We start from the raw sequence: 23983 nt of genomic DNA, 5'->3' as shown, positions 1-23983 counted from the left end.
CCTACGGCTTCGCGATCCGCGTGTAGGAGTCGGGGCGGCGGTCCCGGTAGAACTGCCAGTCGTCGCGCATCTGCCGCACGACGTCGAGGTCCAGGTCGCGCACGAGCAGCTCCTCGTGCCCCTCGGCGCCGCGGTCGCCGACGAAGTTGCCGCGCGGGTCGATGACCTGGCTCGTGCCGTAGAAGTCGACGGCGAGCTCGCCGTACTCGTTGTCCTCGCGCCCGACCCGGTTGGGCTGCAGCACGAAGTAGCCGTTCGCGACGGCGGCCGCTGGGCCCTCGACCTCCCACAGCCGGTTCGAGAGCCCGGGCTTCGTCGCGTTCGGGTTGAAGACCATGTGCGCGCCGGCGAGGCCGAGCTCGCGCCAGCCCTCGGGGAAGTGCCGGTCGTAGCAGATGTAGACGCCCACCTTGCCGACGGCGGTGTCGAAGACGGGGTAGCCGAGGTTGCCGGGACGGAAGTAGAACTTCTCCCAGAAGCGGTCGAGGTGCGGCAGGTGGTGCTTGCGGTACGTGCCGAGGATCGAGCCGTCGGCATCCACGACGACGGCGGAGTTGTAGTAGACGCCGGTCTGCTCCTCCTCGTAGATCGGGAGGATCGCGACCATGCCGAGCTCCTTCGCGAGCGCCGCGAACCGCTGCACGATCGGGCCGTCGGCCGGCTCCGCGTAGGCGTAGTACTGCTTGTCCTGCGTGATGCCGAAGTAGGGGCCGTAGAAGAGCTCCTGGAAGCAGATGATCTGCGCGCCCTGCTCCGCGGCCTCCCGCATGAACGCCTCGTGGCGATCGAGCATCGATGCCTTGTCGCCGGTCCAGGTGGTCTGGGTGATCGCTGCACGAACCGTGGTCATGCTCTTCCTCGACTTCCTCGCGTGGACGACGGCCGACGCTGGCCCCCGTGAGGAGCACTCTCCGGCCCACTGGGCGCCACCGTCAAGAGGACTCTGCATTCCCGCGGTTTCGCGGGTGTTTCCCGAAGGTTGCTGTCTCGCTCGAGACCGCGGCCGTGGGAGGCGGCGGTCCGTGGCGCTGGACGGATGCGGCCGCGCCGCGGGCGTAGCATGGTGGTGCGCCGGGCATCACCTCCGCGCGCGGACCGCAGACCGTTCGCGCCAGCCTGCCCAGGAGCCCCGCCGATGCCCTTCCGCCTTCGTCCTCTCGTCGTCGTCGCCGCCGTGCCGCTGCTCGTGCTCGCGGGCTGCGCCTCCACCGGCCCCGCGGCTGAACCGACGGCTGGCGCCGCCGCGCCGGCGGCCGCGGTGCAGGACTGCGGCGTCGACGTGGCGCCGCGCGCCGAGCCCGCCGAGCGCATCCTCGCCGTGAAGTCGACCGCGGCGGAGCTCGTCGTCGCGCTCGGCCTCGGCGACGCGCTCGTCTCGACCGCCTTCCTCGACGGTCCGCTCGAGATGTCTGGCACCGAGGCGCCGCCGACGATCGAGGGCATGCCGTCGCGCGAGGCCGTGCTCGCGCTCGAGCCGGATGCGGTGGTGGCGGGCTGGGAGTCGGCGTTCGCGCCCGAGGCTGCGGGCGACCGCGCCGCGCTGCACGACCTCGGCGTGACGACGTGGGTCTCCCCCGCCGCGTGCCGGTCGGTCGACGTCGCGCCGCTCACGTGGGATGCGCTGCTCGGCGAGCTCGAGGACGCCGGCACCGTGCTGGGCGTGCCCGACGCGGGCGCCGCGCTCGCCGACGAGCAGCGGACGGCGCTCGACGCGATCGAGCCGCTCGGGGACGACGGCACGGAGGCCACCGCGCTCTGGTACTCGTCGGGCGATGACGCGCCCTACGTCGGCGGCGGCTCCGGCGCCCCGCAGCTCGTGCTCGAGTCGGCGGGGCTCGAGAACGTCGCCGCGGATGTCGCCGAGCCGTGGACGACGATGTCGTGGGAGGCGCTCGCCGCGAGCGACCCCGACGTGATCGTGCTCGTCGACGCCGCGTGGCACACGGCCGAGTCGAAGATCGAGCGGCTGCGGGCGAACCCGGCGACGGCGCAGCTCGACGCGGTGCGGGAAGGCAGGTTCGTCGTCGTGCCGTTCCCGATGGCGGAGGCGGGCGTCGGCTCGGTCGACGCGGTCGGGCTCGTCGTCGACGGCGTGCGGGCGATGGCGCTGGGATGACCCGCATCGCCGACGGCACGAGCGCCGGCGCCACGAGCGCGGCCTCGACGAGTGCTGCCGCGACCAGCGCCGCTCGGTCGGGCTCGGAGCAGCGAGCGGCCGGGTCGCCCGTCACCGCCCGCCGCCGTCGGCGGTGGGTGCTGCCGGCGCTCGGCGCGCTGCTGCTCGCGCTCGGCGTCGCCGCGGCGTGCATCGGGGTCGCGGGCGTCGCTCCCGCCGATGCGCTCGCGGCGATCGCCGCCAGGCTCGGCGTGGGCGCGAGCCCGCTCGGCGCGGTCGGCGACGCGATCGTCGTCGATCTGCGGCTGCCGCGCATCCTCGCCGCCGCGGCCGTCGGCGCGGGCCTCGCGATCGTGGGTGCGGTGATGCAGGCGCTCGTGCGCAACCCCCTCGCCGACCCCTACCTGCTCGGCGTCTCGTCCGGCGCCTCGGTCGGAGCCGTGCTCGTGCTCGTCACCGGCCTCGGCGCCGGCCTCGGCGCGCTCGGCGGTGCGGTGCTGCCCGCCGCCGCGTTCGCGGGCGCGCTGCTCGCGCTCGTCGCGACCCTCGGGCTCGCGGGTGCCGCGGGCGGGGCGACCCCCACCCGGACCGTGCTCGCGGGCGTCGTCGTCGCATCCGCCGCGAGCGCCGTCGTGAGCCTCGTGATCTTCTGGCGCGCCGACGGCGACGCGTTCCGCGAGATCCTCGCGTGGCTGCTCGGCTCGCTCGCGGCGTCCTCCTGGTCGAGCGCCACGATCGCGCTCGTCGGGGCCGCGCTCGCGCTGCCGCTGCTCGCGAGCGGCCGGCTGCTCGACGCGCTCGCCCTCGGCGACAGCACCGCGGGTGCGCTCGGCGTCGACGTGCGCCGCACCCGCTGGGTGCTGCTCGTGGCGTGCGCGCTCGTCACCGGCGCCCTCGTCTCGGTCTCGGGCGCGATCGGCTTCGTCGGCCTCGTCGTGCCGCACGCGGTGCGGCTGCTCGTGGGCGCGTCGCACGCGCTGCTGCTGCCCGCGAGCGGCCTTGCCGGCGCGATCGTGCTGCTCGTCGCCGACACCGTCGCCCGCGCCGCGTTCGACCCGCGCGAGCTGCCGGTCGGCATCGTGACGGCGCTCATCGGCGCACCCGTCTTCGCGGCGCTCATGCTCACTGGTCGGGTGCGCTCATGAGCGGGGCGCGCCACGGCCTGGCGGTCGAGCGGCTCTCGGTCGCGGTGCGCGGACGCGCGCTCGTCGACGGCGCGTCCTGGTCGGCGCCGGCCGGGCAGATCACCGCGCTCGTCGGCCCGAACGGCGCCGGCAAGTCGACGATGCTGCGCGCGATCGCCGGGGTGCTGCCCGAGCGCGCGACGCGCGCCGGCGCCGTGCTGCTCGACGGCGCGCGGCTCGACGGCTTGCCCGCCCGGGAGCGCGCGCGCCGCATCGCGCTCGTCGAGCAGTCGACGGATGCCGTGCCGCAGCTGACGGCGCGGGAGGCGGTGCGGCTGGGCCGCACGCCGCACCACCGCATGCTCGGGTTCTCGCTCGGCGACGAGCGCCTCGTCGAGGCCGCGCTCGCGGATGCCGGGGCGACGGGGCTCGCGGAGCGGCAGCTCGGCGAGCTCTCCGGCGGCGAGCTGCAGCGCGTGCACCTCGCGCGCGCCCTCGCGCAGCGCCCGGCGGTCGGTCAGCCGAGCGCGCTGCTGCTCGACGAGCCGACGAACCACCTCGACGTCGCCTGGCAGCTCGAGCTGCTCGCGCTCGTGCGCAGGCTCGCCGACGACCGGCCGGTCGTCATGACGGTGCACGACCTCGGGCTCGCCGCGACCCACGCCGACCGGGTCGTGCTCGTCGACCGCGGCAGGGTGCTCGCGGAGGGCAGCCCGGACGCGGTGCTGACGGCCGAGCGCATCCGCTCGGTGTACGGCGTCGAGGCGACGATCGACGCGGCGCCGGACGGCGTCGCCATCCGCTACCGGAGGCTGACGGCATGAGGATCACCGCATGAGGATCACGGCATGAAGATCACGGTGCTCGCGGGCGGCGTCGGCGGCGCGCGCTTCGCGCTCGGGCTGCGGGACGCGGCGCGCGAGCTGCACGGCGACGCCGACATCCGCATCGTCACGAACGTCGGCGACGACGTGTGGCTCGCGGGCGTGAAGGTGTGCCCCGACCTCGACTCGCTGCTCTACGCGCTCGCCGGGGTCGGCGACACCGAGCGCGGCTGGGGGCGCGCGGGCGAGAGCGAGCGCGTCGCCGCCGAGCTGACCGCCTACGGCGTCGGCTGGCCGTGGTTCACGCTCGGCGACCTCGACCTCGGCACGCACCTGGCCCGCACGGCCATGCTGCGCGACGGCGCGACCCTCACCGAGGCGACCGCCCGGCTCGCGGCGCGCTGGCCGGTCGGCGCGACGCTGCTGCCCGTCACCGACGACGAGGTGCCGACGCACGTCGTGACCGACGAGGGCGTGCTGCACTTCGAGGAGTGGTGGGTGCGCACGCGCGCGCAGCTGCCGGCGCACCGGTTCGTCCAGCACGGGGTTGAGCGGTCGCGGATCGCACCGGCCGCGCGCACGGCGATCGCGGACGCCGACGTCATCCTGCTCGCGCCGTCGAACCCGGTGGTGTCGATCGGCACGATCATCGGCATCCCGGGCGTGCGCGACGCGCTCGAGACGGCGACGGCGCCCGTCGTCGGCGTCGCGCCGATCATCGGCGGCCGGGCCGTGCGCGGCATGGCGGAGGCGTGCCTCGCGGCGATCGGCGTCGAGGCGGATGCGGCCGCGATCGCCGCGCACTACGGCGCGCGGTCAGCGGGCGGGCTGCTCGACGGGTGGCTGCTCGCTGAGGAGGACGCGGCGTCGCTCGCGACGGTCGAGGCGCTCGGCATCCGCGCGGCGGTGCGCCCGCTGTGGCTCACGCCGGGCGCGCCGGCGGCGCAGGTCGCGCGAGACGCGCTGCAGCTCGCGGCGTCGATCGCCGGCTGAGCACCCGGCGCGCAGTCAGCTCGAGAGCGACGCCGCGTCGAGCACCGCGCGCGTGTGCTCCCCCACGCCGAGCTCCATCGCGAGGTGCAGGTCGGCGAGCTCGTCGACGTCGATCCGCAGCCCCGAGTCCGGCGCGATGGGCAGCGGCGCGTGCCCGGCACGCCGATGGAGCGCTGCCGAGCCCGGGCCGAAGCGGGGGCGCAGCGCCTCCGCGCGGCGCGCCGCGAGCAGCGTCGTGCCCGTGGCGACCGCGTCGGGCACGTACGACCGCTCCTCGTGCTCCGCGAGGAGCAGGGCGGCATCGAGCACCTCGGCCGTGAGCGCGGGGAGGTCGCCGAGGATGACGGCGGCCGGCTGCTGCGGCTCGAGCTGCGCGAGGCCGGTGGCGATGGCGGCGCGGAGGCCGGCGCTCGGGTCGTCGACGACCTCGATGCCGTCGATCCCCTCGGTCACCGCCGGATCGCAGGTGACGACGACGACGCGGCCGATCGAGCCGGCGTCGCGTGCGGCGCTGATGACGTCGCGGGCGAACGCGACCGCGAGGGCCGCGCGGGCGTCGCCCGCATCGAGGCGCGACTTGCCGATCGAGCCCTTCACAGGGATGACGACCGCCCACTCCATGGCGCCAAGCCTACGATGACGCGGATGCGCTGCCCGACGCACCCGCTCCGCTACTCGTCGTGGAGCGGCGGCACGACGCGGAACAGGCTCGGCGGCAGCAGCGCGCTCAGCACGCGCCGCCACGGCGGCAGCGCGTCGGCGAGCGCGCGCCTCCCCCGGCGCACGTCGTCGTCCAGCACGCCAGGCTCGCGCGGGCCGTCGTCGAAGACGGCGCGCTCCGCCGCGAGCCGCACCCGGTCGGCAGCGGCCGCGCCCGCCGGAGCGCGCGCGGCGATCGCCGCCTGCACCTCGCCCGGCGTCGCCGAGCCGGGCAGCCGCACGCCCGCATCCGCGAGCGACGCGCGCAGCTCGAGCCACGCGCCGGGCGCCCCGCGCCGCAGCCGCAGGGCGCGCTGGGCGGCCCGCACGAGCATCGGCAGCGCGAGCAGCAGCAGCACGCCGAGCGCGATGAGCCACCCGCGCACCGCCGCCCAGTCGATCGCGATGCCGGGCCCCGGGGCGGCGGTGGGCTGACCCGGCGCTGCGGATGCGCCCGGCGAGGCCGACGGGCTCGGCGAGGCGGAGGGCGTGAGCGTCGGCGTCGGCGCGGCGGAGGTCGCGCTCGGCGTCGGGCTGGGCGTCGTCTCGTCGCCCTCGGGGCTCGCGACGCCGGTGCCGGCGCCGGGCGTCGTCTCGACCCGCACCCAGCCCGCGCCGTCGACCCACGCCTCCGCCCAGGCGTGGAAGTCGTTCGTCGTCACCGATCGGCCGCCGGCGATCTCGGCGCCCGGCAGGAACCCGATCACGACGCGCGACGGCACCCCTGCCCCGCGCAGCAGCGTCGCCGTCGCGCTCGCGTAGTGCACGCAGTAGCCGGCGCGCGTCTCGAGGAATCCGGCGAGCGCATCCCAGCCGGTGCCGCCGCCGCCCGCGAAGCCCGGCAGGTCGAGCTGCTCCGAGTAGTTCCACACGCCGCTCGTCATGAACCCGTGCACGGCGAGCACGCGCCCGCCGGCCGACATCCCCTCGTCGACGAGCGCCGCGCCCTGCGCGCCGATCGCCTGCGCCTCCGGCGGCAGCTCGAGCCAGGCGTCGTGGCCCGTCGAGCCCGTGCCGGCCGGCAGCACCTCGAGCAGCGGCGAGCGGCTGCCCGTCGCGGTGTACTCCAGCCCGGACTCGACGACGCCGGACTCGACGCGCAGCGCGTCGTTCGCGTCGTCCCAGCCGGCGCCGTCCGGCGGCGCAACGTCGAGCGCGCGCTCCGGCATCGGCAGGCTCTCGGCTCGCACGTCGCTCATCCGGACCGTCATCTGCAGCAGCGGTGCCGCGTCGGCGCCCTCGACGAGCACCGCGGGCTCGGCGGCCTGCGGCTCGACGTCGACGAAGCCGTTCGGCCCGGCCTGCGAGAGGGTCGTCACGCGCGTGACGGTCGGCTGGCCGTCGGTGGTCGCGTAGGTGAAGACCGACCGCGGATCCGGCCGCCGCAGCTCGTCGCCGAGGTCGATCGAGGCGTCGAGGATCGGCGTCGACGGCTGGAACAGGTCGTCGAGGGTGGGCAGGTCGACGTCGACCTCGCGCGGGCTCGGCGCGACGAGCGGCACGGCCACCGCGACGAGCGCGGCGACGGCGACGAGGCCGATCGGTCCGGCCCACGGGCGTCCGAGCACGAGCCGCTCGTCGATCGAGGGCGCGGCGAGCGCGAGCGCCGAGGCGGCGACGCCCGGCAGCGCGTGCCACCACGGCACGTCGACGCGGAACGCGATCGGCAGCAGCAGCGGCACGGCGGCGAAGAGGATGGCGATCGCCGGCGCCCGCAGCGCGAGCCCGATGAGATCGACGTGCACCGCCAGCACCGCCGCGGCCACCACGACGACCGCGAGCACCGGCGGCTCGAGCGCGATCGGGGTGGCGATGGCCCACGCGACGTCCTGCACGCCGACCGTGAGCACGCGCAGCGACTCCTCGACGGATGCGGGCGTCGGGATGACGCCGATCAGCGCGTCGTCGGCGGCGGTGAGCGCGGTCGTCCATCCGACGCCGACGATCGCGGCCGCGGCCGATCCGGCGAACGTCGACCACGCGGCCCGCGCGAGCGCCGCGGCGATCCCCATCGACACCACGGCGAGCAGCACGGGCCACAGCCACTCGGTGCCGAGCACCGACTGCGTCGACCACAGCCACGCGACCGGCAGCGCCGCGAGCGCGAGCGTCTCGACGAGCCCCGCGCGGCTGCGCGGGCGCCGGCGGTCGCGCGGCGCGGCCGCGGTGGTCGCGGGTCGCTCGGGCGCGGCGGTGAAGGCGGGGGCGGTCATCGGAGCTCCCTCGCCGGCCCGACGCCGTCGATCCAGCGCTGGACGCGCACGCGCGACCCGGGCATGAGCCGGGTGTGCGGGGCATCGAGGTCGGCGACGAGCCAGAGCGTCGAGCCCGGCGCGAGCGTCCATCGCTCAGGCGCGGCCTCCTCGAGCGCGACGACGTGCGCCGCGGCGCCCTCCCGCTGCGCCGGCTCGCCGCGGGCGACCGCCGCGAGCGTCGCGAAGGCCGCGAGCGCCGCGTCGCGGTCGCGCCAGTCGGCCGTGGCGATGCTCGGCGCGCCGGTCTCCGCCACCTGCACGATGCGGTCGCGTCCGGCGAGCGCGCGCACGATCGAGCAGGCGGCGCGCGCGAGCCGGTCCTCCGCGTCGCGGCCGCGCCCCGCGGCGCCGGCCGTGTCGACGAGCACGAGCAGGTCGTCGGTGGCGGGGTTCGCCTCCTGCCGCACCATGAGCTGACCGCGCTTCGCCGACTGCCGCCAGTGCACGCGCCGCTGGGGATCGCCGGGTCGCCACTCGCGCACCATCGCGTCGATCTCGTCGGCATTGCGGGTCTGCGACTGCTGCCCCGCCTCGCGGTTGGAGCGGAGCGACGCCGAGGGCACCGACAGCAGCGCGGGGCCGACGACGACGCTCGAGCGCGGATCGACGGAACGGGTCGAGCGCATGACGCGGAACGGGTCGAGCGACGTGACCTCGACCGGCGCGAGCCGCCAGCGGCCTCGCGGCTGGTCGCCGAGCGGCACCTCGGCGGCGCCGTCGTCGTCGAGCGTCCCCTCGAGGTGGAGGTAGCGCTCGGGCCCCGGCGCCCAGGTGGCCCACCGGTCGCCCGCCTGCCGGCGGTCGGCGGCGATGCGCAGCGCCGCGTGCTGCCCCTCCTCCAGCACGCCGGGTGCGGTGACGCGCACGCGCGTCGCCGTGCCGAGCACCCACCAGGCGCCGAGCAGCACGATGCCGAGGCACAGCGCCGCCGGCACGAGCAGCACGGCCTGGCGCTCCCAGTAGCCGGCGACGGCGAGCGCGACGCCCAGCAGCACGAGCACGATCCCCCGCGCCGTCGGGCGGGCGCGGGCTCGATCGCGCGCCATCAGCGCATGACGGGGGCGACCGTGGTCGCGAGGGCGTGCGCCACCACCCGCCGGGCGTCGTCGTGCCGCGCGTGCGGGTCGTGCATCACCAGGTGGTGCGGGAGCACGTGCACCGCGAGCTCCTTGACGTCGTCGGGCGAGAGCCAGTCGCGCCCGAGCAGGTGCGCGCGCGCCTTCGCGGCACGCACGAGCTGCAGCGTGGCGCGCGGGCTCGCACCCAGCCGCACCTCGTGGTGATCGCGCGTCGCGCGCGAGAGCCGCACGGCGTAGCGCTCGACGAGCTCGTGCGCGCGCACCGAGCGGGCGACGCCGATCTCCTCCCGGAACTGCTGCTCGGTCGTCGCCGGGCGCACGGCGTCCAGTGGCTGCGCGACCTCGCGCGCCTGCACCATCGCGAGCTCCGCATCCTGGTCCGGGTAGCCGAGCTCGAGCCGCGCCATGAAGCGGTCGCGCTGCGCCTCGGGCAGCGCGTAGGTGCCCTCCATGTCGATCGGGTTCTGCGTCGCGACGACGAGGAACGGCGTCGGCAGCACGTGCGTGATGCCGTCGACGGTCACCTGCCCCTCCGCCATGCACTCGAGCAGCGCCGCCTGCGTCTTCGGGCTCGCCCGGTTGATCTCGTCGGCGATGACGATGTTCGCGAAGACCGGCCCGGGCTGGAAGCGCAGCTCGCCGGTCGTCTGGTCGAGCACCGACATGCCGGTGATGTCGCTCGGCAGCAGGTCGGGCGTGCACTGGATGCGCCGGACGGTGCCGCCGATGGCGGCTGCGAACGCCCGCGCGAGCTGCGTCTTGCCCACCCCCGGCACGTCCTCGAGCAGCACGTGCCCCTCGGCGAGCAGCACGGTGAGCACCGTGCGGATCTCGTCGGCCTTGCCGGAGATGACGGAGGCGACGGCGCGCTCGATGCGCGATCCCGGCGTCTCGACGACGGGCTCGCCGGGCGACGACGTCCGCGCCGGCGCGCTCACGACCGCGCGGGGGTCCTCAGCCTGCATGCGATGCTCCCGCCTCTGCCAGTGCGTCGATCCTGCCCGCCTCGCGACCGGCCCGGTAGGCCTCGTCGCTGCCGAGGTGGAACATGTCGCCCTCGCGACGCACGAGCCGGGTCGCGCCCGGCTCGTCGAGGTCGGCGACGTGGCGGCCGAGGCCGCGCACGAGCACGACCGGCACCCCGTCGGCCTTGCCCGCGACGAGCTCGGCGGCGCCGGCGATCTCGTCGGCGATCGCCGGCGCGGTGACGAGCAGCGGCCGGCCGTTCGCGTCGGCGCTCACCGGCTCGAGCACGCGGATGCCCGCGGCCCCGATGGCGACGTCGGTCTGGCCCATGCGCCAGGCGCGGCCGAGCGTGTCGCTCACGATGACGCCGATGGCGGCGCCGAAGCGCGACCGCAGCCGCTCGGCGATCGCGCGGGCCGACGCATCCGAGTCGAGCGGGAGCAGCAGGATCGTGCCGTCATCGGTGTTCGAGGCGTCGACGCCCGCGGCGGCGAGCACGAGCCCGGTGCGGTGCTCGACGATGCGGGTGATGCCGCCCGGGAAGGCGCGCGAGGCGACGAGCCGCACCGACTCCTCGGTGATCGCCTGCTCGCGCTCGGCGGCCGGGCGGATGCGGCCCTCCGCCTTCGAGACGACCTTGCTCGTGACGACGACGATGTCGCCATCGACGGGCGCGAGCGGCGCGACGGCGTCGGCCACGATGGCGGGCAGGTCGTCGCCGGGCCGGATCTCGCCGATCCCCCGCACGGCGCGCAGCTCGAGGTCGGCGGTGGGCGCCGGGTCGCTCATCGCGACTGCAGGAACGTGGCGACCGCGCGGGGCACGTAGGGGCTGATGTCGCCGCCCAGCTCGCTCACCTGGCGCACGAGGCTCGACGAGACGTGCGCGTTCTCGGGGTTCGGCAGCATGAAGATCGTCTCGACGCCGCCGAGGTTGCGGTTGACGATCGACATCGGCGTCTCGTACGAGAGGTCGGTCGACGAGCGGATGCCCTTCACGAGCACCTCCGCCCCCACCTGCTGGCAGTAGTCGACGAGCAGGCCCATCGACCAGTTCGCGATGCGGATCTCGCCCGTGATGCGCGCCTCCTCGATCGAGCGCTCGATGAGCGCCTCGCGCTCCGGCACCGGCAGGAACGCCTGCTTGTCGGGGTTGTGCGTCACGACGACGTGCACCTCATCGAAGATGCTCGCAGCGCGGCCGATCACGTCGAGGTGCCCGAGGGTCACGGGGTCGAAGGAACCGGGCACGACGGCGATGCGGGGCATGGGCAGAAGCGTACCGGTGGTGGCTATGGAAGCCGCTCGCTCCGCGCCGTCACGCCGTCACGAGCGCCGCCCGCGCATCCGGGTCCAGCCGCGCGTGCACCGCGAGGCGCAGCGCCGGATGCTCGGCGAGCGTCGCGTCGTCGTCGAGCACGGCGCGGGCGGCGTCGCGCGCCGCCTCGATGATCGACACGTCGCGCGCCACCCGCAGCACCCGCAGCCCGCTCCGGCCGCCCGACTGCGCGGCGCCGAGCACGTCGCCCTCGCCCCGCTGCTCGAGGTCGACCTCGGCGAGCGCGAAGCCGTCGAGGGTCGACGCGACGGCGTCGAGCCGCTCGCGTGCTGGTGAGAGCGGATCGGTCGCACTCACGAGCATGCAGAGGCCCGCGTGCTCGCCGCGGCCGATGCGTCCGCGCAGCTGGTGCAGCTGCGAGACGCCGAAGCGGTCGGCCGAGAGCACCACCATCATCGTCGCGTTCGGCACGTCGACGCCCACCTCGATCACGGTGGTCGCGACGAGCACGTCGATCTCGCGCGCCCGGAACGCGCGCATCACCGCATCCTTCTGCTCGGTCGTGTCGGCACCGGTGAGCGGCGCGATCTGCCGGCCGACGAGCGCGGGCACCTGGCGCAGGCGCTCGAGGGTGGTGGTGACGTCGTCGACCGGCGGCTGCGGGCGGCCGTCCTCCGGCGCCTCCTCGTCGCGGTCGATGCCCTCGAGCTTGCCGGGCGCGATCGCCGGGCAGACGACGAACGCCTGCCGCCCGGCCGCGAGCTCCTCGCGCATCCGCTCCCAGATGCGCCCGAAGAGCTGCGGCTGCTCGGCCGGGTCGACGACGAAGGTCTTGATGGGGCTGCGCCCGGCGGGCAGCGAGCGGATCGTCGAGACGTCGAGGTCGCCGAACGCCGTCATCGCGATCGTGCGCGGGATGGGCGTGGCCGTGAGCACGAGGGTGTGCGGGTGGACGCCCTTGGCGCGCAGCGACTCGCGCTGCGCGACGCCGAAGCGGTGCTGCTCGTCGATGACGACGAGCCCCAGCTCGGCGAAGCTCGTGCGCTCGCTCAGCAGCGCGTGCGTGCCGACGACGATGCGGGCAGAGCCGGCGGCGATGCGCAGCAGCGCGCGCTTGCGCTCGGAGGCCGGCATCTGCCCGGTGAGGAGCGTCGGCTGCAGCTCGGCGGCGAGGTCGGGCCCGAGCGCCCGGGTGATCGAGCGCAGGTGCTGCACCGCGAGCACCTCGGTGGGCGCGAGCAGCGCCGACTGGCCGCCAGACTCGGCGACGACGAGCATCGCCCGCGTCGCGACGACGGTCTTGCCCGAGCCGACCTCGCCCTGCACGAGCCGGTGCATCGCCGTGCCGCTCGCGAGGTCGGCGAGGATCTCGTCGCCGGTGGCCCGCTGGTCGTCGGTGAGCCGCCACGGCAGGCTCGCGTCGAAGCGCTCGAGCAGCCGACCCGGATGCCTCGGCGCGGTCGGCAGCGTGTCGAACCAGTCGCGGGTCGCGAGCAGGTAGGTCTGCAGCAGGAACGCCTCGTGCCACGCGAGCGTGTGCCGCGCGCGATAGGCGTCCTGCTCGACCTTCGGCTGGTGCGCGAGGCGCAGCGCGTCGGCGACCGGCATGAGCTTCTGCGCCCGCCGCACGGCATCGGGCACCGGGTCGGGCACGTCGCCGAGCGCGTCGAGGCCCTGTGCCACGAGCGCCTGGATCTTGGTCGTGGCGAGCGTGGCGGTGGCCGGGTAGATCGGCACCGGCTGGTTGGCCCACTCCTCGGCGTCGATGCCCTCCGCCTCGTCGAAGAGCTCGTAGTCGGGGTGCGCGAGCTGGCGCTTGCCCTTGTAGACGCCGACGGTGCCCGAGAACAGGGCGGTCACGCCCTGGTGGAGGTCGTCCTTGCGCCACGACTGGTTGAAGAACGCGAGGTCGAGCTCGCTCGTGCCGTCGGTGATCGTGATGCTCGTGAGCGTGCGCGGCCGGCCCTTCGCGTCGCGCTGCAGGTCGCGGTTCTCGACCGAGCGCACCTTCGCCACGACGGTGACGTGCTCGCCGGGCACGAGGCTCGCGAGCTCGGTGAGCTCGCCGCGCTTCGCGTAGCGCCGCGGCAGGTGCCACACGAGGTCGCCGAGCGTCTGCATGCCGAACGCGCGCTCGAGCTTCGTCGCGGCAGCCTTCGGCAGCACGCGCTCGAGCGGACGCTCGAACCCGTCGGGCAGCGCCCCGCCCGCCCTCTTCGTCGCCACCCGCCCAGGGTAGGCCGTGCCGCCGACGGGCACGGACGCATCCGCCGGTCCGCACCTGCCAAGATGGCCGCATGACGCGGATCGTCGGAGGCCTCGCGGGCGGGGCGAGACTGCATGTGCCGGGGCCGGGCACTCGGCCCACCTCCGAGCGGGTGCGGGAGGCGATCTTCAACGCGCTCGACGCTCGCGGCCTGTGCGACGGCGCGCACGTGCTCGACCTCTTCAGCGGCTCGGGCGCGCTCGGGCTCGAGGCCGCGAGCCGCGGCGCCGAGTCGGTCGTGCTCGTCGAGCGCGAGCGCGGCGCGGCGAACGTGGCGCAGCGCAACGCCGAGATCGTCGCGAAGGCCGGTGCCGTGCGAGCGCTCGTGGAGCAGGTGGCGGTGCACCAGTACCTGCAGCGCTCCGGCCGGCAGTTCGACCTCGTCTTCGTGGATCCGCCCTACCGGCTCCCGGCGCACGAGATCTCGGCGGTGCTCTCGGACCTCGCGCCGCTGCTCGCGCACCCCGCGATGGTCGTCGTCGAGCAGTCGAAGCGCGCCGAGCCCCTGAGCCTGCCGGGCGACCTCGAGGTCGAGCGGAGCCGGGACTACGGCGACACGCGGGTGCACTACCTGACGACGAGCGGCCTGGCCAACGACGTCGTGCCGCCGGATGCGCATCCCGAGGCCGGGCAGGCGGACGCGGACGCGTGACCGTCACGATCGAGCCCGCCGACTTCGGCGACCCGGCCCTCGTCGCGTTCCTGCAGGCGCACCTCGACGACCTCGCCCCCACCGCGCCGCCGACCAGCCAGCATGCGCTCGACCTCGCCGGCCTCCAGCGGCCGGGCATCCGCGTTTGGACGGCGCGGTCGACGGATGCGGCCGTCGTCGGCACGGTCGCCCTCGCGCCCGTCGAGGCGGGCCACGAGGAGCTCAAGAGCATGCGCACGGATCCGGCGCGGCGCGGCGCGGGCATCGGCGCGACGATGCTGCGCCACGCGATCGGCGACGCCCGCGCGCGCGGCGTCGGCCGCATCTCGCTCGAGACCGGCAGCCAGCCGTTCTTCGCCCCCGCTCGAGCGCTCTACGCGAAGCACGGGTTCGTCGAGTGCCCGCCGTTCGGCAGCTACCTGCCCGACCCGAACAGCACCTTCATGACGCGCTCGCTCGAGGATCAGCCCGCGCGGTAGGGATCCCAGCCGCGCGGCTCGAGCGGCTCCCCGTCGAGCGTGACGTCGCCCTGCACTTCCGCGGGCTCGACCAGGCCGATGCGCCGCACCGGGTGCCCGGCGAGCTCCGCGGGCGGCACGACGCCGGCCGGCAGCGTGACGAGCAGCGCGTGGTCCTCGCCGCCGTGCAGCGCTGCGGGCAGCGCCGCGTCCGGCGACGCGGCGGCGACGGCTGCCCCGTCGAGCGCGATCCGCACGCCGGAGGCGCGCGCGACGCGGGCGGCGTCGAGCGCGAGGCCATCGGAGACGTCGAGCATCGCGGTGGCGCCGAGATCGGCGAGCAGCGTGCCGGCCCCGATCGGGGTGACGGGGGCGAGCTGTGCGGCGATGGACGCGCCGTGCGCACCCGCGCGCAGCAGCTCGGCGGCGTCCCGGTCGGGCTCGGCCGCCTCGTCGACCGCTTCGACGAAGAGGTGGCGCAGCCCCGTCGCCGCCAGGCCGAGGTCGCCGACGACCCAGACCGCATCCCCCGGCCGCGCGCCGGAGCGCAGCACCGGGGCACGCCCCTCGAGGTCGCCGAAGGCGGTCACCGCGATGACCGCGTGCCGGGCCGTGCCGAGGTCGCCGCCCACGACGCCGACCCCCGGCGCCATCGCGGCGATCGCGTCGGCGAGGCCGCGCGCCAGCTCCTCGAGCGCGGCGATGCGGGTCGACGGCGGCACCGCGAGCGCGACGACGAGCGAGGTCGGGCGCGCGCCCATCGCCGCGACGTCGATGAGGTTGGTCGCGACGGCCTTCCAGCCGAGGTCGTGCCAGCGCGACCAGCCGAGCCGGAAGTCGGCGCCCTCGAGCATCGTGTCGGTCGTGACCACGAAGCGCCCGTCGGGTGCGGCGACGACCGCGGCGTCGTCGCCCGGGCCGAGCGCGGTCGCGTCGCCCTCGGGCAGCAGCGGCAGGAAGCGCCGCAGCGCCTCGAGCTCGCCGGCCTCGTGCAGCGTGGCGTCGTCCATGGGGCAACGGTAGCCCGCGTCCGGTCCGTGCCGCGTGCCGCCGGATGTCCTGCTGGCACCCTCGTGAACCGGATGCGCCGCGCGCCCCGCGCGCTCGATCGGGCAGAGCCGCGCTCGGACCCCGCCCGGCGCTCGGTGCAGCGCTCCGCCCGATCGAGCTCGCGCCGCCGGCCCCGCCGATAGTCTCGAGGGGTGCGCATCCTCCCCCTCGCCGCGGTCGCGGCCGCCGTGATCGCGCTCTCCGGCTGCGCTGCCGCCGTCATCCTGCCGCCCGCCGACGAGGCCTCCGCGCCCGGCTGCGCCGCGCTCGTCGTCTCGCTCCCCGAGGCGCTGGGCGACGAGAGCCTGCCGCAGCCGCTCGAGCGCCGCACCACGACGGCGCAGGGCGCGTCGGCGTTCGGCGACCCGAGCGCCGTCACGCTGCGCTGCGGCATGCCAGAGCCCGCGCCGTCCACCGCCCGCTGCATCACGATCGGCGAGGTCGACTGGCTCGAGGTCGCGGCGGAGGAGAACATCTGGACGTTCGTGAGCTACGGCCGCTCCCCCGCGACCGAGGTCGTCATCGACACGGATGTCGTCAGCGCCGTGACCGCGCTCGAGGGCGTCTCGAGCGCCGTCGCCCGCACCGACCGCACGGGCGCCTGCACCTAGGCCGCGTCCTCCGCGAGCACGTCGGGCAGGAACACGCGCCCGTCGTCGTGGCCGGGGTCGAGCACGATCGCGTGGCCCGGCGGGATGGCCGCGGCGAGCTCGGCGCCCGTGACCTTCAGGTGCCGCTTCGTGCGCGTGGCGAAGCCGCCGATGCGCTGCGTCGACGTGAACGCGACGACCAGCTGCATCCCCTTGTGCGGCAGCACGAGGAACCGCCCGGAGGCCGGATCGCGCGGGTCGCTGACGACCGCCGGCACCACGAGCTCCGCCTCGCGCACGACCGCCCAGGCGGCGACGTGGTCGGTGGCGGGGATCGTCTGCAGGGCGTCGAGCGTCGGGTTCTCCATGCAGCGATCCTCCCAGAGGTGATGACGGGCGTGCTCGCGGCGGGCGCCGCGGCGGGTGGTGTGGGCGCGCTCTGGGAGACTGGACGCATGGCCCTCGACTTCACCGCGATCGACTTCGAGACGGCCAACGGCAACGCCGCATCGGCCTGCGCGGTCGGCCTCGTGAAGGTGCGCGACGGCCTCGTGGTGGACCGGTTCTCGACGCTCATCCGCCCCACGGCGCCCTACGACGAGTTCTGGGAGTGGAACACCCGCATCCACGGGATCTTCGCCCATCAGGTGCTCGACGCCCCCGACTGGGTCGAGACGCAGCGGCAGATCCTCGAGTTCGGCGGCGACGACGTCTACGTCGCCCACAACGCCGGCTTCGACCGCGGCGTCATGCGCGCGGCCGCGAAGGCGGCCCGGCTGCCCGTGCCCGACATGCGCTGGACCGACTCGCTGCGGATCGCCCGCAAGACGTTCGCGCTCGAGTCGTACCGGCTGCCGGTCGCGGCGCTGGCCGCCGGGTTCGACGACTTCCGCCACCACGACGCCGCCGGCGATGCCGAGGCGTGCGCGGCGATCGTCATCGGTGCGGCGAAGCGCCACGAGCTCGACGAGCTCGGCGACCTCGTCGCGCGCTGCATGTCGGCCGTCCACGAGATCGGCGAGCGGCACGAGGAGCTGCGCGAGCTCGAGGCGGCGCGCCGCAACGCGCAGCGCGAGCGGCCCTGGTGGCAGTAGCCGCCACCCAGCACCGGCCCGCCGCGCTCATGGACCCGATCCCGGACGGTGGACCCGCGATCTGGGGTCCACGATCGGGAGTCGGGTCCGCGAGCCGGACCGGTGCGTGGACGCGCCTGCGTCAGTCGTTCGCCGCGACGTGCGCGAGCAGCTCCTCCGCGAAGCGCGCCTCGTCCTCGAGGTGCGGCGAGTGGCCAGCGCCCTCGAAGACGACCTCCCGGTAGGCGCCGCCGCTCGCGGCGTACGCGTCGAGGACCGCGCGGGTCTGCGCGATCATCGGCTGCGGCGGCGCCGCCTCCTCCCCCGGCCAGCCCGGCACGATGCCGTGCTTGCCGAGCGTGTTGAACTCGAAGAACGACTCGTCCGCGACGATCGCGTCGTGCGCGCCGCGGATCCACAGGATGGTGGGCTTCACGGACGCCTCGACGATGCCCGTCAGGTCGAGGTGCGCGACCGACATCGCGTTGAGGATGCCGCGCCCGCCGGCCGCGAAGCCGGGCCACGAGTCGGAGGCCACGCCGTCGCCCGGCTGGTTGTCGGGTCCGGTCCTCGTCGACAGCATCGACTCGACCCAGAGGTCCTCGCGGCCGTCGTAGAAGCCGGGCGCGACGTAGCTCGAGCGGAAGACGCTGCGCGGGCTCGTCGGCTCGTCCGCCGACGTGTCGCCCGCCTCGAGCCGGGCGATGAAGTCGGCGTTGACGCCCAGGCCGCCCGTGCCGGCGGCGTCGGGCGTGCACGGCGTGCCGTCGAGCCGCGAGCCGAAGCCGTGCGGCGGCACCGGCGCCTGCAGCGTGATCGACCGCACGAGCTCCGGCCGGTCGAGCAGCAGCTGCAGCACGACGCCGCCGCCCATCGACCAGCCGACGACGTGCACCCCCGAGAGGCCGAGCGCGTCGAGCACCGACGCCACGTCGTCGGAGAGGTCGCGGAGGCCGCGCGTCGCGTCGACGGGGAGCGCCTCGCTGTCGCCGTAGCCGCGCAGGTCGATCGCGACGCTCGGGCGCGGGAGCGCGAGCATGAGCGGCTGGAAGAAGAGCGACGACGACACGTTGCCGTGGATGAGCACGATCGGCGTGGCGTCGCGCGCGCCGGCATCGGTGCCGGGCGCGCGGAGCACGGATGCCCGGAGCCGGTCGGTCTCGACGAAGGCGTGCTCGACGCCCGCGAGGATGGTGCTCACGCGAGGATCTCCGGCTCGGTCTGCTCCCGCAGCTCCTCGAGCGTGACGCCCGGTGCGAGCTCGACGAGCCGCAGGCCCTCGGGCGTCACGTCGAGCACGGCGAGGTCGGTGATGATGCGGTCGACGACGCCCTTGCCGGTGAGCGGCAGCGAGCACGCGTCGACGATCTTCGCCGAGCCGTCCTTCGCCACGTGCTCCATGAGCACGATGACCTTCGCGGCGCCGTGCACGAGGTCCATCGCGCCGCCGGGACCCTTCACCATCTTGCCGGGGATCATCCAGTTGGCGATGTCGCCGGAGGCCGACACCTGCATGGCGCCGAGGATGGCCGCGTCGATCTTGCCGCCGCGGATCATCGCGAACGACGTGGCCGAGTCGAAGAACGACGTGCCCGGCAGCGTCGTGACGGTCTCCTTGCCGGCGTTGATGAGGTCGGGGTCGACCGCATCCTCGGTCGGGTACGGGCCGACGCCGAGGATGCCGTTCTCGCTCTGCAGCACGACGGTCACGTCGTCGGGCACGTAGTTGGGCACGAGCGTCGGCAGGCCGATGCCGAGGTTGACGTAGTTGCCGTCCTCGAGCTCCTGCGCCGCGCGCGCGGCCATCTCGTTCCTGGTCAGTGCCATCTCAGCTCTCCTCTCGAACCGTGCGGCGCTCGATGCGCTTCTCGATGTCGGTGCCCACCTCGACGATGCGGTGCACGAACACGCCCGGCAGGTGCACGGCATCCGGGTCGATCTCACCCGGCTCGACGAGCTCCTCGACCTGCGCGATGCAGATCCGGCCCGCCATCGCGGCGGGCGGCGAGAACTGGCGCGCCGCCTTGTTGAAGACGAGGTTGCCGTGGCGGTCGCCGCGGAGCGCGTGCACGAGCGCGAAGTCGGTCGTGATCGCCTCCTCGAGCACGAACTCCCGCAGCTCCCCGTCGACCTCGAACGTCGCCGTCGGCTTGGGCGCGGATGCCTTCGCGACCGTGCCGTCGGCGTTGTAGCGCTGCGGGAGGCCGCCCTCCTGCACCTGCGTGCCGACGCCCGTGCGCGTGTAGAACGCCGCGATGCCGGACCCGCCGGCGCGCAGCTTCTCGGCGAGCGTGCCCTGCGGTGTGAGCTCGAGCTCGAGCTCGCCAGTCAGGTAGCGGCGCTCGAACTCCTTGTTCTCGCCCACGTACGACGACGTCATCTTGTCGATCTGGCCGGCGCGCAGCAGCAGCCCGAGGCCCCAGTCGTCGACGCCGCAGTTGTTCGAGACCACCTTGAGGCCTCGCACGCCGCGCTCCTCGAGCGCCCGGATGAGCGCCATCGGATTGCCCGAGAGGCCGAAGCCCCCGACGGCGAGCGTGGCGCCGTCCTGGATGTCGGCGACGGCCTCCGCCGCGGAGCCGTAGGTCTTGTCGATCGCCATCGGTCAGCGTCCCTCTCTGTGCGCCGCAGCCACGGAGGCAGCGGGTCCCGCGCCGGTCGCGACGAGCGAGACCGCGTCGAGCACGGCATCCGCCCCCCGGCCCAGCAGGATCGTGTAGTGGTTCGTGTGCTCGACGTCGCGCACCGCGAGCTCGGGCAGCCGCGACGTCCATGTCGCGAGCCACTCGTCATCGTAGAGGCCGGGTGTCTCGTCGAAGAGGCCGCGCGGGCTGCGCAGCAGCCGCATGGGCACGCGCAGCGCCTGCAGCGCCTCGGCGTAGCCGCCGCGCCCGTCGAGCTCGACCAGGTTGGCGATGACCGCGTCGGGCGTGGCCGACGGCCGGAGCGCACCGTCGACGTCGACGAGGTCGTAGTCGACGTACTCCTCGATCGCGGCGTTCCAGTAGGGCCCGAAGGCCGGGTGCTGCCGCCAGAAGTCGCGGTACGCCTCCGCTGACGGGAAGGTGCGGCGCAGCCGCTCGATGGCGGGCCCCAGCACGTCCTCGGGGCTCACGTCGTCGGCCGCGGGCCGCAGCGGCACGCCGCCGTCGATGAGCACGAGCGCCTCGACGAGCTCGGGGTGCGCGGCGGCGAGCCGCACGGCGACGTACGCCCCCATCGAGTGGCCGACGACGATCGCTCGGTCGAAGCCGGCCGCGGCGATCGCCGCGGCGACGTCCTCGGCGTGCTGCTCGAGCCCGTACGGTCCAGGCAGCGCGCGGGAGCTGCCGCGACCGCGCAGGTCCATCGCCAGCACCGGTGCCGACAGGCGGTCGGCGACGTGCGCGAAGGAGCGGTGGTTGGCCGTGATCCCGTGGATGGCGACGACGGGCGTGCCGGACGCATCCGGCCGCCAGAGCGTCGCGACGAGCTCGCCGCCGTCGACCGCGACGCGCAGCGACCGCGCATCGGCGTGCTGCTCGTGCTGTGCCTGCTGCTCGCTCATCGGGCGCTCCACCCGCCGTCCATGACGTACGACGTGCCCGTCACCATGCCCGCGTGCGGGCCGGCGAGCCAGGTGGCGAGCGACGCGACCTCCTCGGGCTCGACGAGGCGCTTGATCGCCGCCTCGGTGAGCATGACCTTCTGCAGCACCTCATCCTCGGGGATGCCGTGCGTCTTGGCCTGGTCGGCGATCTGGCTCTCGACGAGCGCCGTCTTGACGTAGCCGGGGTTGATGCAGTTCGACGTCACCCCGTGCGGGCCGCCCTCGAGCGCCGTGACCTTCGACAGCCCCTCGAGCCCGTGCTTCGCGGCGACATAGGCCGACTTGAAGGCGGAGGCGCGGATGCCGTGGACGCTCGAGAGGTTGATGATGCGCCCGAACCCGCGCTCGTACATGCCCGGCAGCGCCGCCCGGATGAGCAGGAACGGCGACTCGAGCATGAGGGTGTGGATGCGTCGCCACATCTCGGGCTCGAACTCCTGGATCGGGGCGACCCGCTGGATGCCCGCGTTGTTGACGAGGATGTCGGCCTCGAGCGACAGCGACTCGAGCGACGCGACGTCGAGCAGGTCGACCTCCCACGACTCGCCGCCGAGCTCCTGCGCGAGCGCGTCGGCCGCCGCGCCGTCGCGGTCGGCGATGACGACGGAGGCGCCCTCGGCCGCGAACGAGCGCGCGATGGCGGCGCCGATGCCCGCCGCGCCACCGGTGATGACGGCCCTGCGGCCGGAGAGCGTGCTCATGAGTCCTCCTTGACGTGCGCCGTGGCGCGCTCGGTGGTGCTGTGCTGGCTGGTGCTGTGCTGGGTCGTGGGGTCTTGGCCGGTCGCGGCGGCGGCCGTCGATGCGGCGGTGCCGAGCGCGCGCTGCACGAAGGCCACCATCTCGTCGAAGACGTCGTCGGGCACGGGCGTCGCGCCCGAGCCGAAGGCGCCGTCGTCGCCGGTCGGCCAGAGCACGTAGCGCATGCCGATCATCTCGCCGACGCCCATGAGTGCCCACGCCGCGACCTCCGGGTCGACGTCGCCGATCTCGCCCGCCGCCCTGGCCCGCGTGAGGCCATCGCGGTAGCCCTCGACGATGCGTTCGTAGTGCCGGCGCATCGCGCCGGGCGACACGTACTCCGCCTCCCGCACGACGCGGTAGAGCGCCGGGTGCTCGGCCGTGAAGGCGAAGAACTCGCGGAAGCCCTCGCGCTCCGCCTCGGCGCGGTTGGCGCCGCGCGCGGCGCCGTCGCTCATGGCCTTGCGCACGCGCCGGTTGAGGTCGTCGACGAGCTGCTCGAACAGGTCGAGCTTCGACGAGAAGTACAGGTAGAAGGTGCCCTGCGCGACCCGGGCGCGCTCGGTGATGCGCGAGATCGACGCCGCTTGGTAGCCCTGCTCGGCGAACACCGCCTCCGCGGCCGCGAGCAGCTTCGCCTTCGTCTGCTCGCCGCGCTTCGTCCTCGGCTGGTTCATCGCGCCTCCGCCCGGGCCGCCTCGAAGGCGGCGATGAGCGCCCGGCGCAGCGGCTTGCCGCTCGTCGTGCGCGGGATGCCGTCGACGACCAGGAAGCGCTTGGGGTGCTTGAAGTCGGCGAGCCTGCCGTCGAGGTGCGCATGCAGCGCCGCGTCGTCCGCGGGCTCGGCCAGCACGACCCACGCGACGAGCTCCTCGCCCCAGCGCTCGCTCGGCACGCCCGCGACGGCCGCGTCGATCACGGCCGGGTGCTCGAGCAGTGCGAGCTCGACCTCGATCGGCGCGATCGACTCGCCGCCCGACCGCACGATGTCCTTCACCCGGTCGACGATGCGGATGCGGCCGCTCGCGTCGCGCGCCACGAGGTCGCCCGTGCGCAGCCACGGTCCCAAGCTCGCCGCGGCGGTCGCCTCCGGATCGCGGAAGTAGCCCTGGAAGACCGCGGGCCCGCGGACGAGCAGCTCCCCCGTACCGGCGCCCTGCTCGACCCGGCCGTCGACGAGCAGCGCGACGTCGACGTGCGGGTAGGGGCGCCCGACGGTGCCCGCATCGCTCTCGTCCCGCGTGAGCGCGACGTTCGGGGCCGCCTCGGTGAGGCCGTAGCCCTGCCGCACGACGATGCCCGTGCGGGCCAGCTGCTCGGCGGCCCGCGGGTCGAGCATGCCGCCGCCCACCACCGCCGTGCGCACGCTCGACAGGTCGCGCGCCTGGAAGTCAGGGTGCTGGATGAGCGCGCGGAACGTGGTGGGCACGCCCATCGTCGCGGTGACGCGGTGCCGCTCGATGAGGGCGAGGGCGCGTCCGGCGTCGAAGGTGCGCTCGAGCACGACGCACGCACCGACCCACCAGGCGAGCAGCGGCTGCACGTTCCAGCCGGCGACGTGGTGCTGCGGGAGCACCTGCAGCACGATGTCGTCGGGCGTGAGCGGTGTCGCGCGCGAGAGCGAGAGGTTGGCCCACGCGCAGTTCGCGTGGCTGAGCACGACGGCCTTCGGCGCGCTCGTGGTGCCGGAGGTGAAGAGCATCAGCAGGGCGTCGTCGTCCCGGGGCGCGGCGGCGGCGACCGGGCGGAGCGCATCCGGCACCGACGACTCCGCCCCGGCGGCGCCGAGCGCGGTCGTCGGGATGCGCGTCGAGGCCGCGTCGCCGAGCCGCTCGAGCGCGGCGTCGGCGACCGGCCGGTGGTCGTCCTCGACGAGGAGCAGCGAGGGGTCGGCGATCCGCAGCTGCGCGGCGAGCTCGCCGGCGGTCAGGCGCCACGAGAGCGGGACGAGCACCGCGCCCGCCTTCGCGCACGCGAACAGCAGCACGACCTGGTCGGCGGTCGAGCCCGTCACCGTCGCGATCCGGGCGCCCAGGCCGTGCCCGGCCTCCCCGAGTGCGTGCGCGAGCGCGGTGGCCCGCGCCTCGAGCTCGCCGTACGAGACGACGACGCCGCGGTCGACGATCGCCGCCCGCGCGGGCTCGATCGCGGCGCGGTCGGTCGTCCACCGGCCCAGGGTGAGCGGGCCCGGCGTCCCCGGACCGTCCGTGCGAGCGTCGTCGACCATGCGC

Annotated in this window: 25 protein-coding genes; 8 read left to right on the top strand and 17 right to left on the bottom strand. The window is 75.1% G+C overall.

The annotated features are described in order from the left end of the window. Window position 1 precedes the first annotated feature (1 nt). Window positions 2-850 (bottom strand): nitrilase-related carbon-nitrogen hydrolase, encoded by an 849-nt coding sequence (locus tag EDD26_RS08815; RefSeq protein WP_123697378.1) that lies wholly within the window; start codon window positions 848-850, stop codon window positions 2-4. Window positions 851-1135: 285 nt separating this feature from the next. Here EDD26_RS08815 and EDD26_RS08810 point away from each other — a divergent pair, with 285 nt between their 5' ends. Genes EDD26_RS08810 through cofD form a run of 4 tightly spaced genes read left to right on the top strand, consistent with a single transcriptional unit; the run spans window position 1136 to window position 5057 of the window. Then, window positions 1136-2116: an ABC transporter substrate-binding protein gene (locus EDD26_RS08810; protein WP_123697377.1), complete on the top strand. Its 981-nt coding sequence runs from the start codon at window positions 1136-1138 to the stop codon at window positions 2114-2116. Beyond that, the gene (locus tag EDD26_RS08805) at window positions 2113-3261 is read left to right on the top strand and encodes an iron chelate uptake ABC transporter family permease subunit (RefSeq protein ID WP_123697376.1); all 1149 of its coding nucleotides are present in this window, start codon (window positions 2113-2115) and stop codon (window positions 3259-3261) included. The genes EDD26_RS08810 and EDD26_RS08805 overlap by 4 nt, the downstream gene beginning before the upstream one ends. After that, window positions 3258-4064 (top strand): ABC transporter ATP-binding protein, encoded by an 807-nt coding sequence (locus EDD26_RS08800; protein WP_123697375.1) that lies wholly within the window; start codon window positions 3258-3260, stop codon window positions 4062-4064. The genes EDD26_RS08805 and EDD26_RS08800 overlap by 4 nt, the downstream gene beginning before the upstream one ends. A 24-nt stretch (window positions 4065-4088) precedes the next feature. After that, a complete protein-coding gene (gene cofD, locus EDD26_RS08795; RefSeq protein WP_123697374.1) occupies window positions 4089-5057 on the top strand; it encodes a 2-phospho-L-lactate transferase in 969 nt (322 codons plus the stop codon). 15 nt (window positions 5058-5072) lie between these two features. On the opposite strand, the gene cofC is transcribed toward cofD, so the two are convergent. From cofC to EDD26_RS08760, 7 genes are read right to left on the bottom strand one after another with little or no spacing between them, the layout of a single operon-like run. Continuing rightward, entirely contained in the window at window positions 5073-5678 is a 606-nt protein-coding gene (cofC, locus tag EDD26_RS08790) for a 2-phospho-L-lactate guanylyltransferase (protein ID WP_123697373.1), read from the bottom strand. A gap of 50 nt (window positions 5679-5728) precedes the next feature. Then, complete coding sequence (locus EDD26_RS08785) at window positions 5729-7969, bottom strand: transglutaminase-like domain-containing protein (RefSeq protein WP_170165593.1); 2241 nt, start codon at window positions 7967-7969, stop codon at window positions 5729-5731. After that, complete coding sequence (locus tag EDD26_RS08780; protein ID WP_123697371.1) at window positions 7966-9057, bottom strand: DUF58 domain-containing protein; 1092 nt, start codon at window positions 9055-9057, stop codon at window positions 7966-7968. Before EDD26_RS08780 ends, EDD26_RS08785 begins: the two co-directional genes overlap by 4 nt. Beyond that, on the bottom strand, window positions 9057-10055 hold the full coding sequence (locus EDD26_RS08775; protein WP_123697370.1) for an AAA family ATPase: 999 nt from the start codon (window positions 10053-10055) through the stop codon (window positions 9057-9059). The genes EDD26_RS08780 and EDD26_RS08775 overlap by 1 nt, the downstream gene beginning before the upstream one ends. Then, window positions 10045-10845 (bottom strand): coenzyme F420-0:L-glutamate ligase, encoded by an 801-nt coding sequence (gene cofE / locus EDD26_RS08770; RefSeq protein ID WP_123697369.1) that lies wholly within the window; start codon window positions 10843-10845, stop codon window positions 10045-10047. The genes EDD26_RS08775 and cofE overlap by 11 nt, the downstream gene beginning before the upstream one ends. Beyond that, window positions 10842-11324 (bottom strand): pantetheine-phosphate adenylyltransferase, encoded by a 483-nt coding sequence (gene coaD, locus EDD26_RS08765; protein WP_123697368.1) that lies wholly within the window; start codon window positions 11322-11324, stop codon window positions 10842-10844. Before coaD ends, cofE begins: the two co-directional genes overlap by 4 nt. Before the next feature lie 49 nt (window positions 11325-11373). Continuing rightward, window positions 11374-13560 (bottom strand): ATP-dependent DNA helicase RecG, encoded by a 2187-nt coding sequence (locus EDD26_RS08760; protein ID WP_245989823.1) that lies wholly within the window; start codon window positions 13558-13560, stop codon window positions 11374-11376. A 71-nt stretch (window positions 13561-13631) separates the two neighbouring features. On the opposite strand from EDD26_RS08760, the gene rsmD reads away from it, so the two are divergent. Further along, complete coding sequence (gene rsmD / locus EDD26_RS08755; RefSeq protein WP_123697367.1) at window positions 13632-14252, top strand: 16S rRNA (guanine(966)-N(2))-methyltransferase RsmD; 621 nt, start codon at window positions 13632-13634, stop codon at window positions 14250-14252. Next, window positions 14249-14731, top strand: a complete 483-nt coding sequence (locus EDD26_RS08750; RefSeq protein WP_123697366.1) for a GNAT family N-acetyltransferase — start codon at window positions 14249-14251, stop codon at window positions 14729-14731. The genes rsmD and EDD26_RS08750 overlap by 4 nt, the downstream gene beginning before the upstream one ends. On the opposite strand, the gene thiL is transcribed toward EDD26_RS08750, so the two are convergent. Further along, complete coding sequence (thiL, locus tag EDD26_RS08745; RefSeq protein ID WP_123697365.1) at window positions 14716-15720, bottom strand: thiamine-phosphate kinase; 1005 nt, start codon at window positions 15718-15720, stop codon at window positions 14716-14718. The genes EDD26_RS08750 and thiL overlap by 16 nt on opposite strands. Window positions 15721-15912: 192 nt before the next feature. Here thiL and EDD26_RS08740 point away from each other — a divergent pair, with 192 nt between their 5' ends. Further along, complete coding sequence (locus EDD26_RS08740; protein ID WP_123697364.1) at window positions 15913-16371, top strand: DUF3515 family protein; 459 nt, start codon at window positions 15913-15915, stop codon at window positions 16369-16371. Here EDD26_RS08740 and EDD26_RS08735 read toward each other — a convergent pair. After that, entirely contained in the window at window positions 16368-16718 is a 351-nt protein-coding gene (locus EDD26_RS08735) for an SseB family protein (protein ID WP_123697363.1), read from the bottom strand. The two genes, EDD26_RS08740 and EDD26_RS08735, sit on opposite strands and share 4 nt — an antisense overlap. An 87-nt stretch (window positions 16719-16805) precedes the next feature. On the opposite strand from EDD26_RS08735, the gene EDD26_RS08730 reads away from it, so the two are divergent. After that, window positions 16806-17444 carry an exonuclease domain-containing protein gene (locus EDD26_RS08730; protein WP_123697362.1) on the top strand — a complete coding sequence of 213 codons (639 nt, stop codon included), beginning with the start codon at window positions 16806-16808 and terminating at the stop codon, window positions 17442-17444. Between the two features lie 121 nt (window positions 17445-17565). Here the strand turns inward: EDD26_RS08730 and EDD26_RS08725 are convergent, their stop codons facing one another. The 7 genes from EDD26_RS08725 to EDD26_RS08695 are packed head-to-tail and all read right to left on the bottom strand — an operon-like array spanning window position 17566 to window position 23979. Beyond that, on the bottom strand, window positions 17566-18624 hold the full coding sequence (locus EDD26_RS08725; protein ID WP_123697361.1) for an alpha/beta fold hydrolase: 1059 nt from the start codon (window positions 18622-18624) through the stop codon (window positions 17566-17568). Then, window positions 18621-19250 carry a CoA transferase subunit B gene (locus EDD26_RS08720; protein ID WP_123697360.1) on the bottom strand — a complete coding sequence of 210 codons (630 nt, stop codon included), beginning with the start codon at window positions 19248-19250 and terminating at the stop codon, window positions 18621-18623. The genes EDD26_RS08725 and EDD26_RS08720 overlap by 4 nt, the downstream gene beginning before the upstream one ends. A gap of 1 nt (window position 19251) precedes the next feature. Next, window positions 19252-20025, bottom strand: a complete 774-nt coding sequence (locus EDD26_RS08715; RefSeq protein WP_123697359.1) for a CoA transferase subunit A — start codon at window positions 20023-20025, stop codon at window positions 19252-19254. Window positions 20026-20028: 3 nt separating this feature from the next. Next, window positions 20029-20970, bottom strand: coding sequence for an alpha/beta fold hydrolase (locus EDD26_RS08710; protein WP_123698508.1), 942 nt, complete (start codon window positions 20968-20970; stop codon window positions 20029-20031). Continuing rightward, window positions 20967-21713, bottom strand: coding sequence for a 3-hydroxybutyrate dehydrogenase (locus tag EDD26_RS08705; RefSeq protein WP_123697358.1), 747 nt, complete (start codon window positions 21711-21713; stop codon window positions 20967-20969). Before EDD26_RS08705 ends, EDD26_RS08710 begins: the two co-directional genes overlap by 4 nt. Further along, a complete protein-coding gene (locus EDD26_RS08700) occupies window positions 21710-22429 on the bottom strand; it encodes a TetR/AcrR family transcriptional regulator (RefSeq protein ID WP_123697357.1) in 720 nt (239 codons plus the stop codon). The genes EDD26_RS08705 and EDD26_RS08700 overlap by 4 nt, the downstream gene beginning before the upstream one ends. Then, window positions 22426-23979: a class I adenylate-forming enzyme family protein gene (locus tag EDD26_RS08695; RefSeq protein WP_123697356.1), complete on the bottom strand. Its 1554-nt coding sequence runs from the start codon at window positions 23977-23979 to the stop codon at window positions 22426-22428. The genes EDD26_RS08700 and EDD26_RS08695 overlap by 4 nt, the downstream gene beginning before the upstream one ends. Window positions 23980-23983: the final 4 nt, after the last annotated feature.

It is taken from the genome of Agrococcus jenensis (genome assembly GCF_003752465.1).
GTDB lineage: Bacteria > Actinomycetota > Actinomycetes > Actinomycetales > Microbacteriaceae > Agrococcus > Agrococcus jenensis.
The sequence above is the reverse complement of the archived record's forward strand: the minus strand, read 5'-3'. Positions and strand labels throughout refer to the sequence as shown.

Coding starts and splice junctions, on each gene's coding strand:
- EDD26_RS08815 (WP_123697378.1), bottom strand. CDS start 850: ATGACCACGGTTCGTGCAGCGATCACCCAGACCACCTGGACCGGCGAC.
- EDD26_RS08810 (WP_123697377.1), top strand. CDS start 1,136: ATGCCCTTCCGCCTTCGTCCTCTCGTCGTCGTCGCCGCCGTGCCGCTG.
- EDD26_RS08805 (WP_123697376.1), top strand. CDS start 2,113: ATGACCCGCATCGCCGACGGCACGAGCGCCGGCGCCACGAGCGCGGCC.
- EDD26_RS08800 (WP_123697375.1), top strand. CDS start 3,258: ATGAGCGGGGCGCGCCACGGCCTGGCGGTCGAGCGGCTCTCGGTCGCG.
- cofD (WP_123697374.1), top strand. CDS start 4,089: ATGAAGATCACGGTGCTCGCGGGCGGCGTCGGCGGCGCGCGCTTCGCG.
- cofC (WP_123697373.1), bottom strand. CDS start 5,678: ATGGAGTGGGCGGTCGTCATCCCTGTGAAGGGCTCGATCGGCAAGTCG.
- EDD26_RS08785 (WP_170165593.1), bottom strand. CDS start 7,969: ATGACCGCCCCCGCCTTCACCGCCGCGCCCGAGCGACCCGCGACCACC.
- EDD26_RS08780 (WP_123697371.1), bottom strand. CDS start 9,057: ATGGCGCGCGATCGAGCCCGCGCCCGCCCGACGGCGCGGGGGATCGTG.
- EDD26_RS08775 (WP_123697370.1), bottom strand. CDS start 10,055: ATGCAGGCTGAGGACCCCCGCGCGGTCGTGAGCGCGCCGGCGCGGACG.
- cofE (WP_123697369.1), bottom strand. CDS start 10,845: ATGAGCGACCCGGCGCCCACCGCCGACCTCGAGCTGCGCGCCGTGCGG.
- coaD (WP_123697368.1), bottom strand. CDS start 11,324: ATGCCCCGCATCGCCGTCGTGCCCGGTTCCTTCGACCCCGTGACCCTC.
- rsmD (WP_123697367.1), top strand. CDS start 13,632: ATGACGCGGATCGTCGGAGGCCTCGCGGGCGGGGCGAGACTGCATGTG.
- thiL (WP_123697365.1), bottom strand. CDS start 15,720: ATGGACGACGCCACGCTGCACGAGGCCGGCGAGCTCGAGGCGCTGCGG.
- EDD26_RS08735 (WP_123697363.1), bottom strand. CDS start 16,718: ATGGAGAACCCGACGCTCGACGCCCTGCAGACGATCCCCGCCACCGAC.
- EDD26_RS08730 (WP_123697362.1), top strand. CDS start 16,806: ATGGCCCTCGACTTCACCGCGATCGACTTCGAGACGGCCAACGGCAAC.
- EDD26_RS08720 (WP_123697360.1), bottom strand. CDS start 19,250: ATGGCACTGACCAGGAACGAGATGGCCGCGCGCGCGGCGCAGGAGCTC.
- EDD26_RS08715 (WP_123697359.1), bottom strand. CDS start 20,025: ATGGCGATCGACAAGACCTACGGCTCCGCGGCGGAGGCCGTCGCCGAC.
- EDD26_RS08710 (WP_123698508.1), bottom strand. CDS start 20,970: ATGAGCGAGCAGCAGGCACAGCACGAGCAGCACGCCGATGCGCGGTCG.
- EDD26_RS08705 (WP_123697358.1), bottom strand. CDS start 21,713: ATGAGCACGCTCTCCGGCCGCAGGGCCGTCATCACCGGTGGCGCGGCG.
- EDD26_RS08700 (WP_123697357.1), bottom strand. CDS start 22,429: ATGAACCAGCCGAGGACGAAGCGCGGCGAGCAGACGAAGGCGAAGCTG.
- EDD26_RS08695 (WP_123697356.1), bottom strand. CDS start 23,979: ATGGTCGACGACGCTCGCACGGACGGTCCGGGGACGCCGGGCCCGCTC.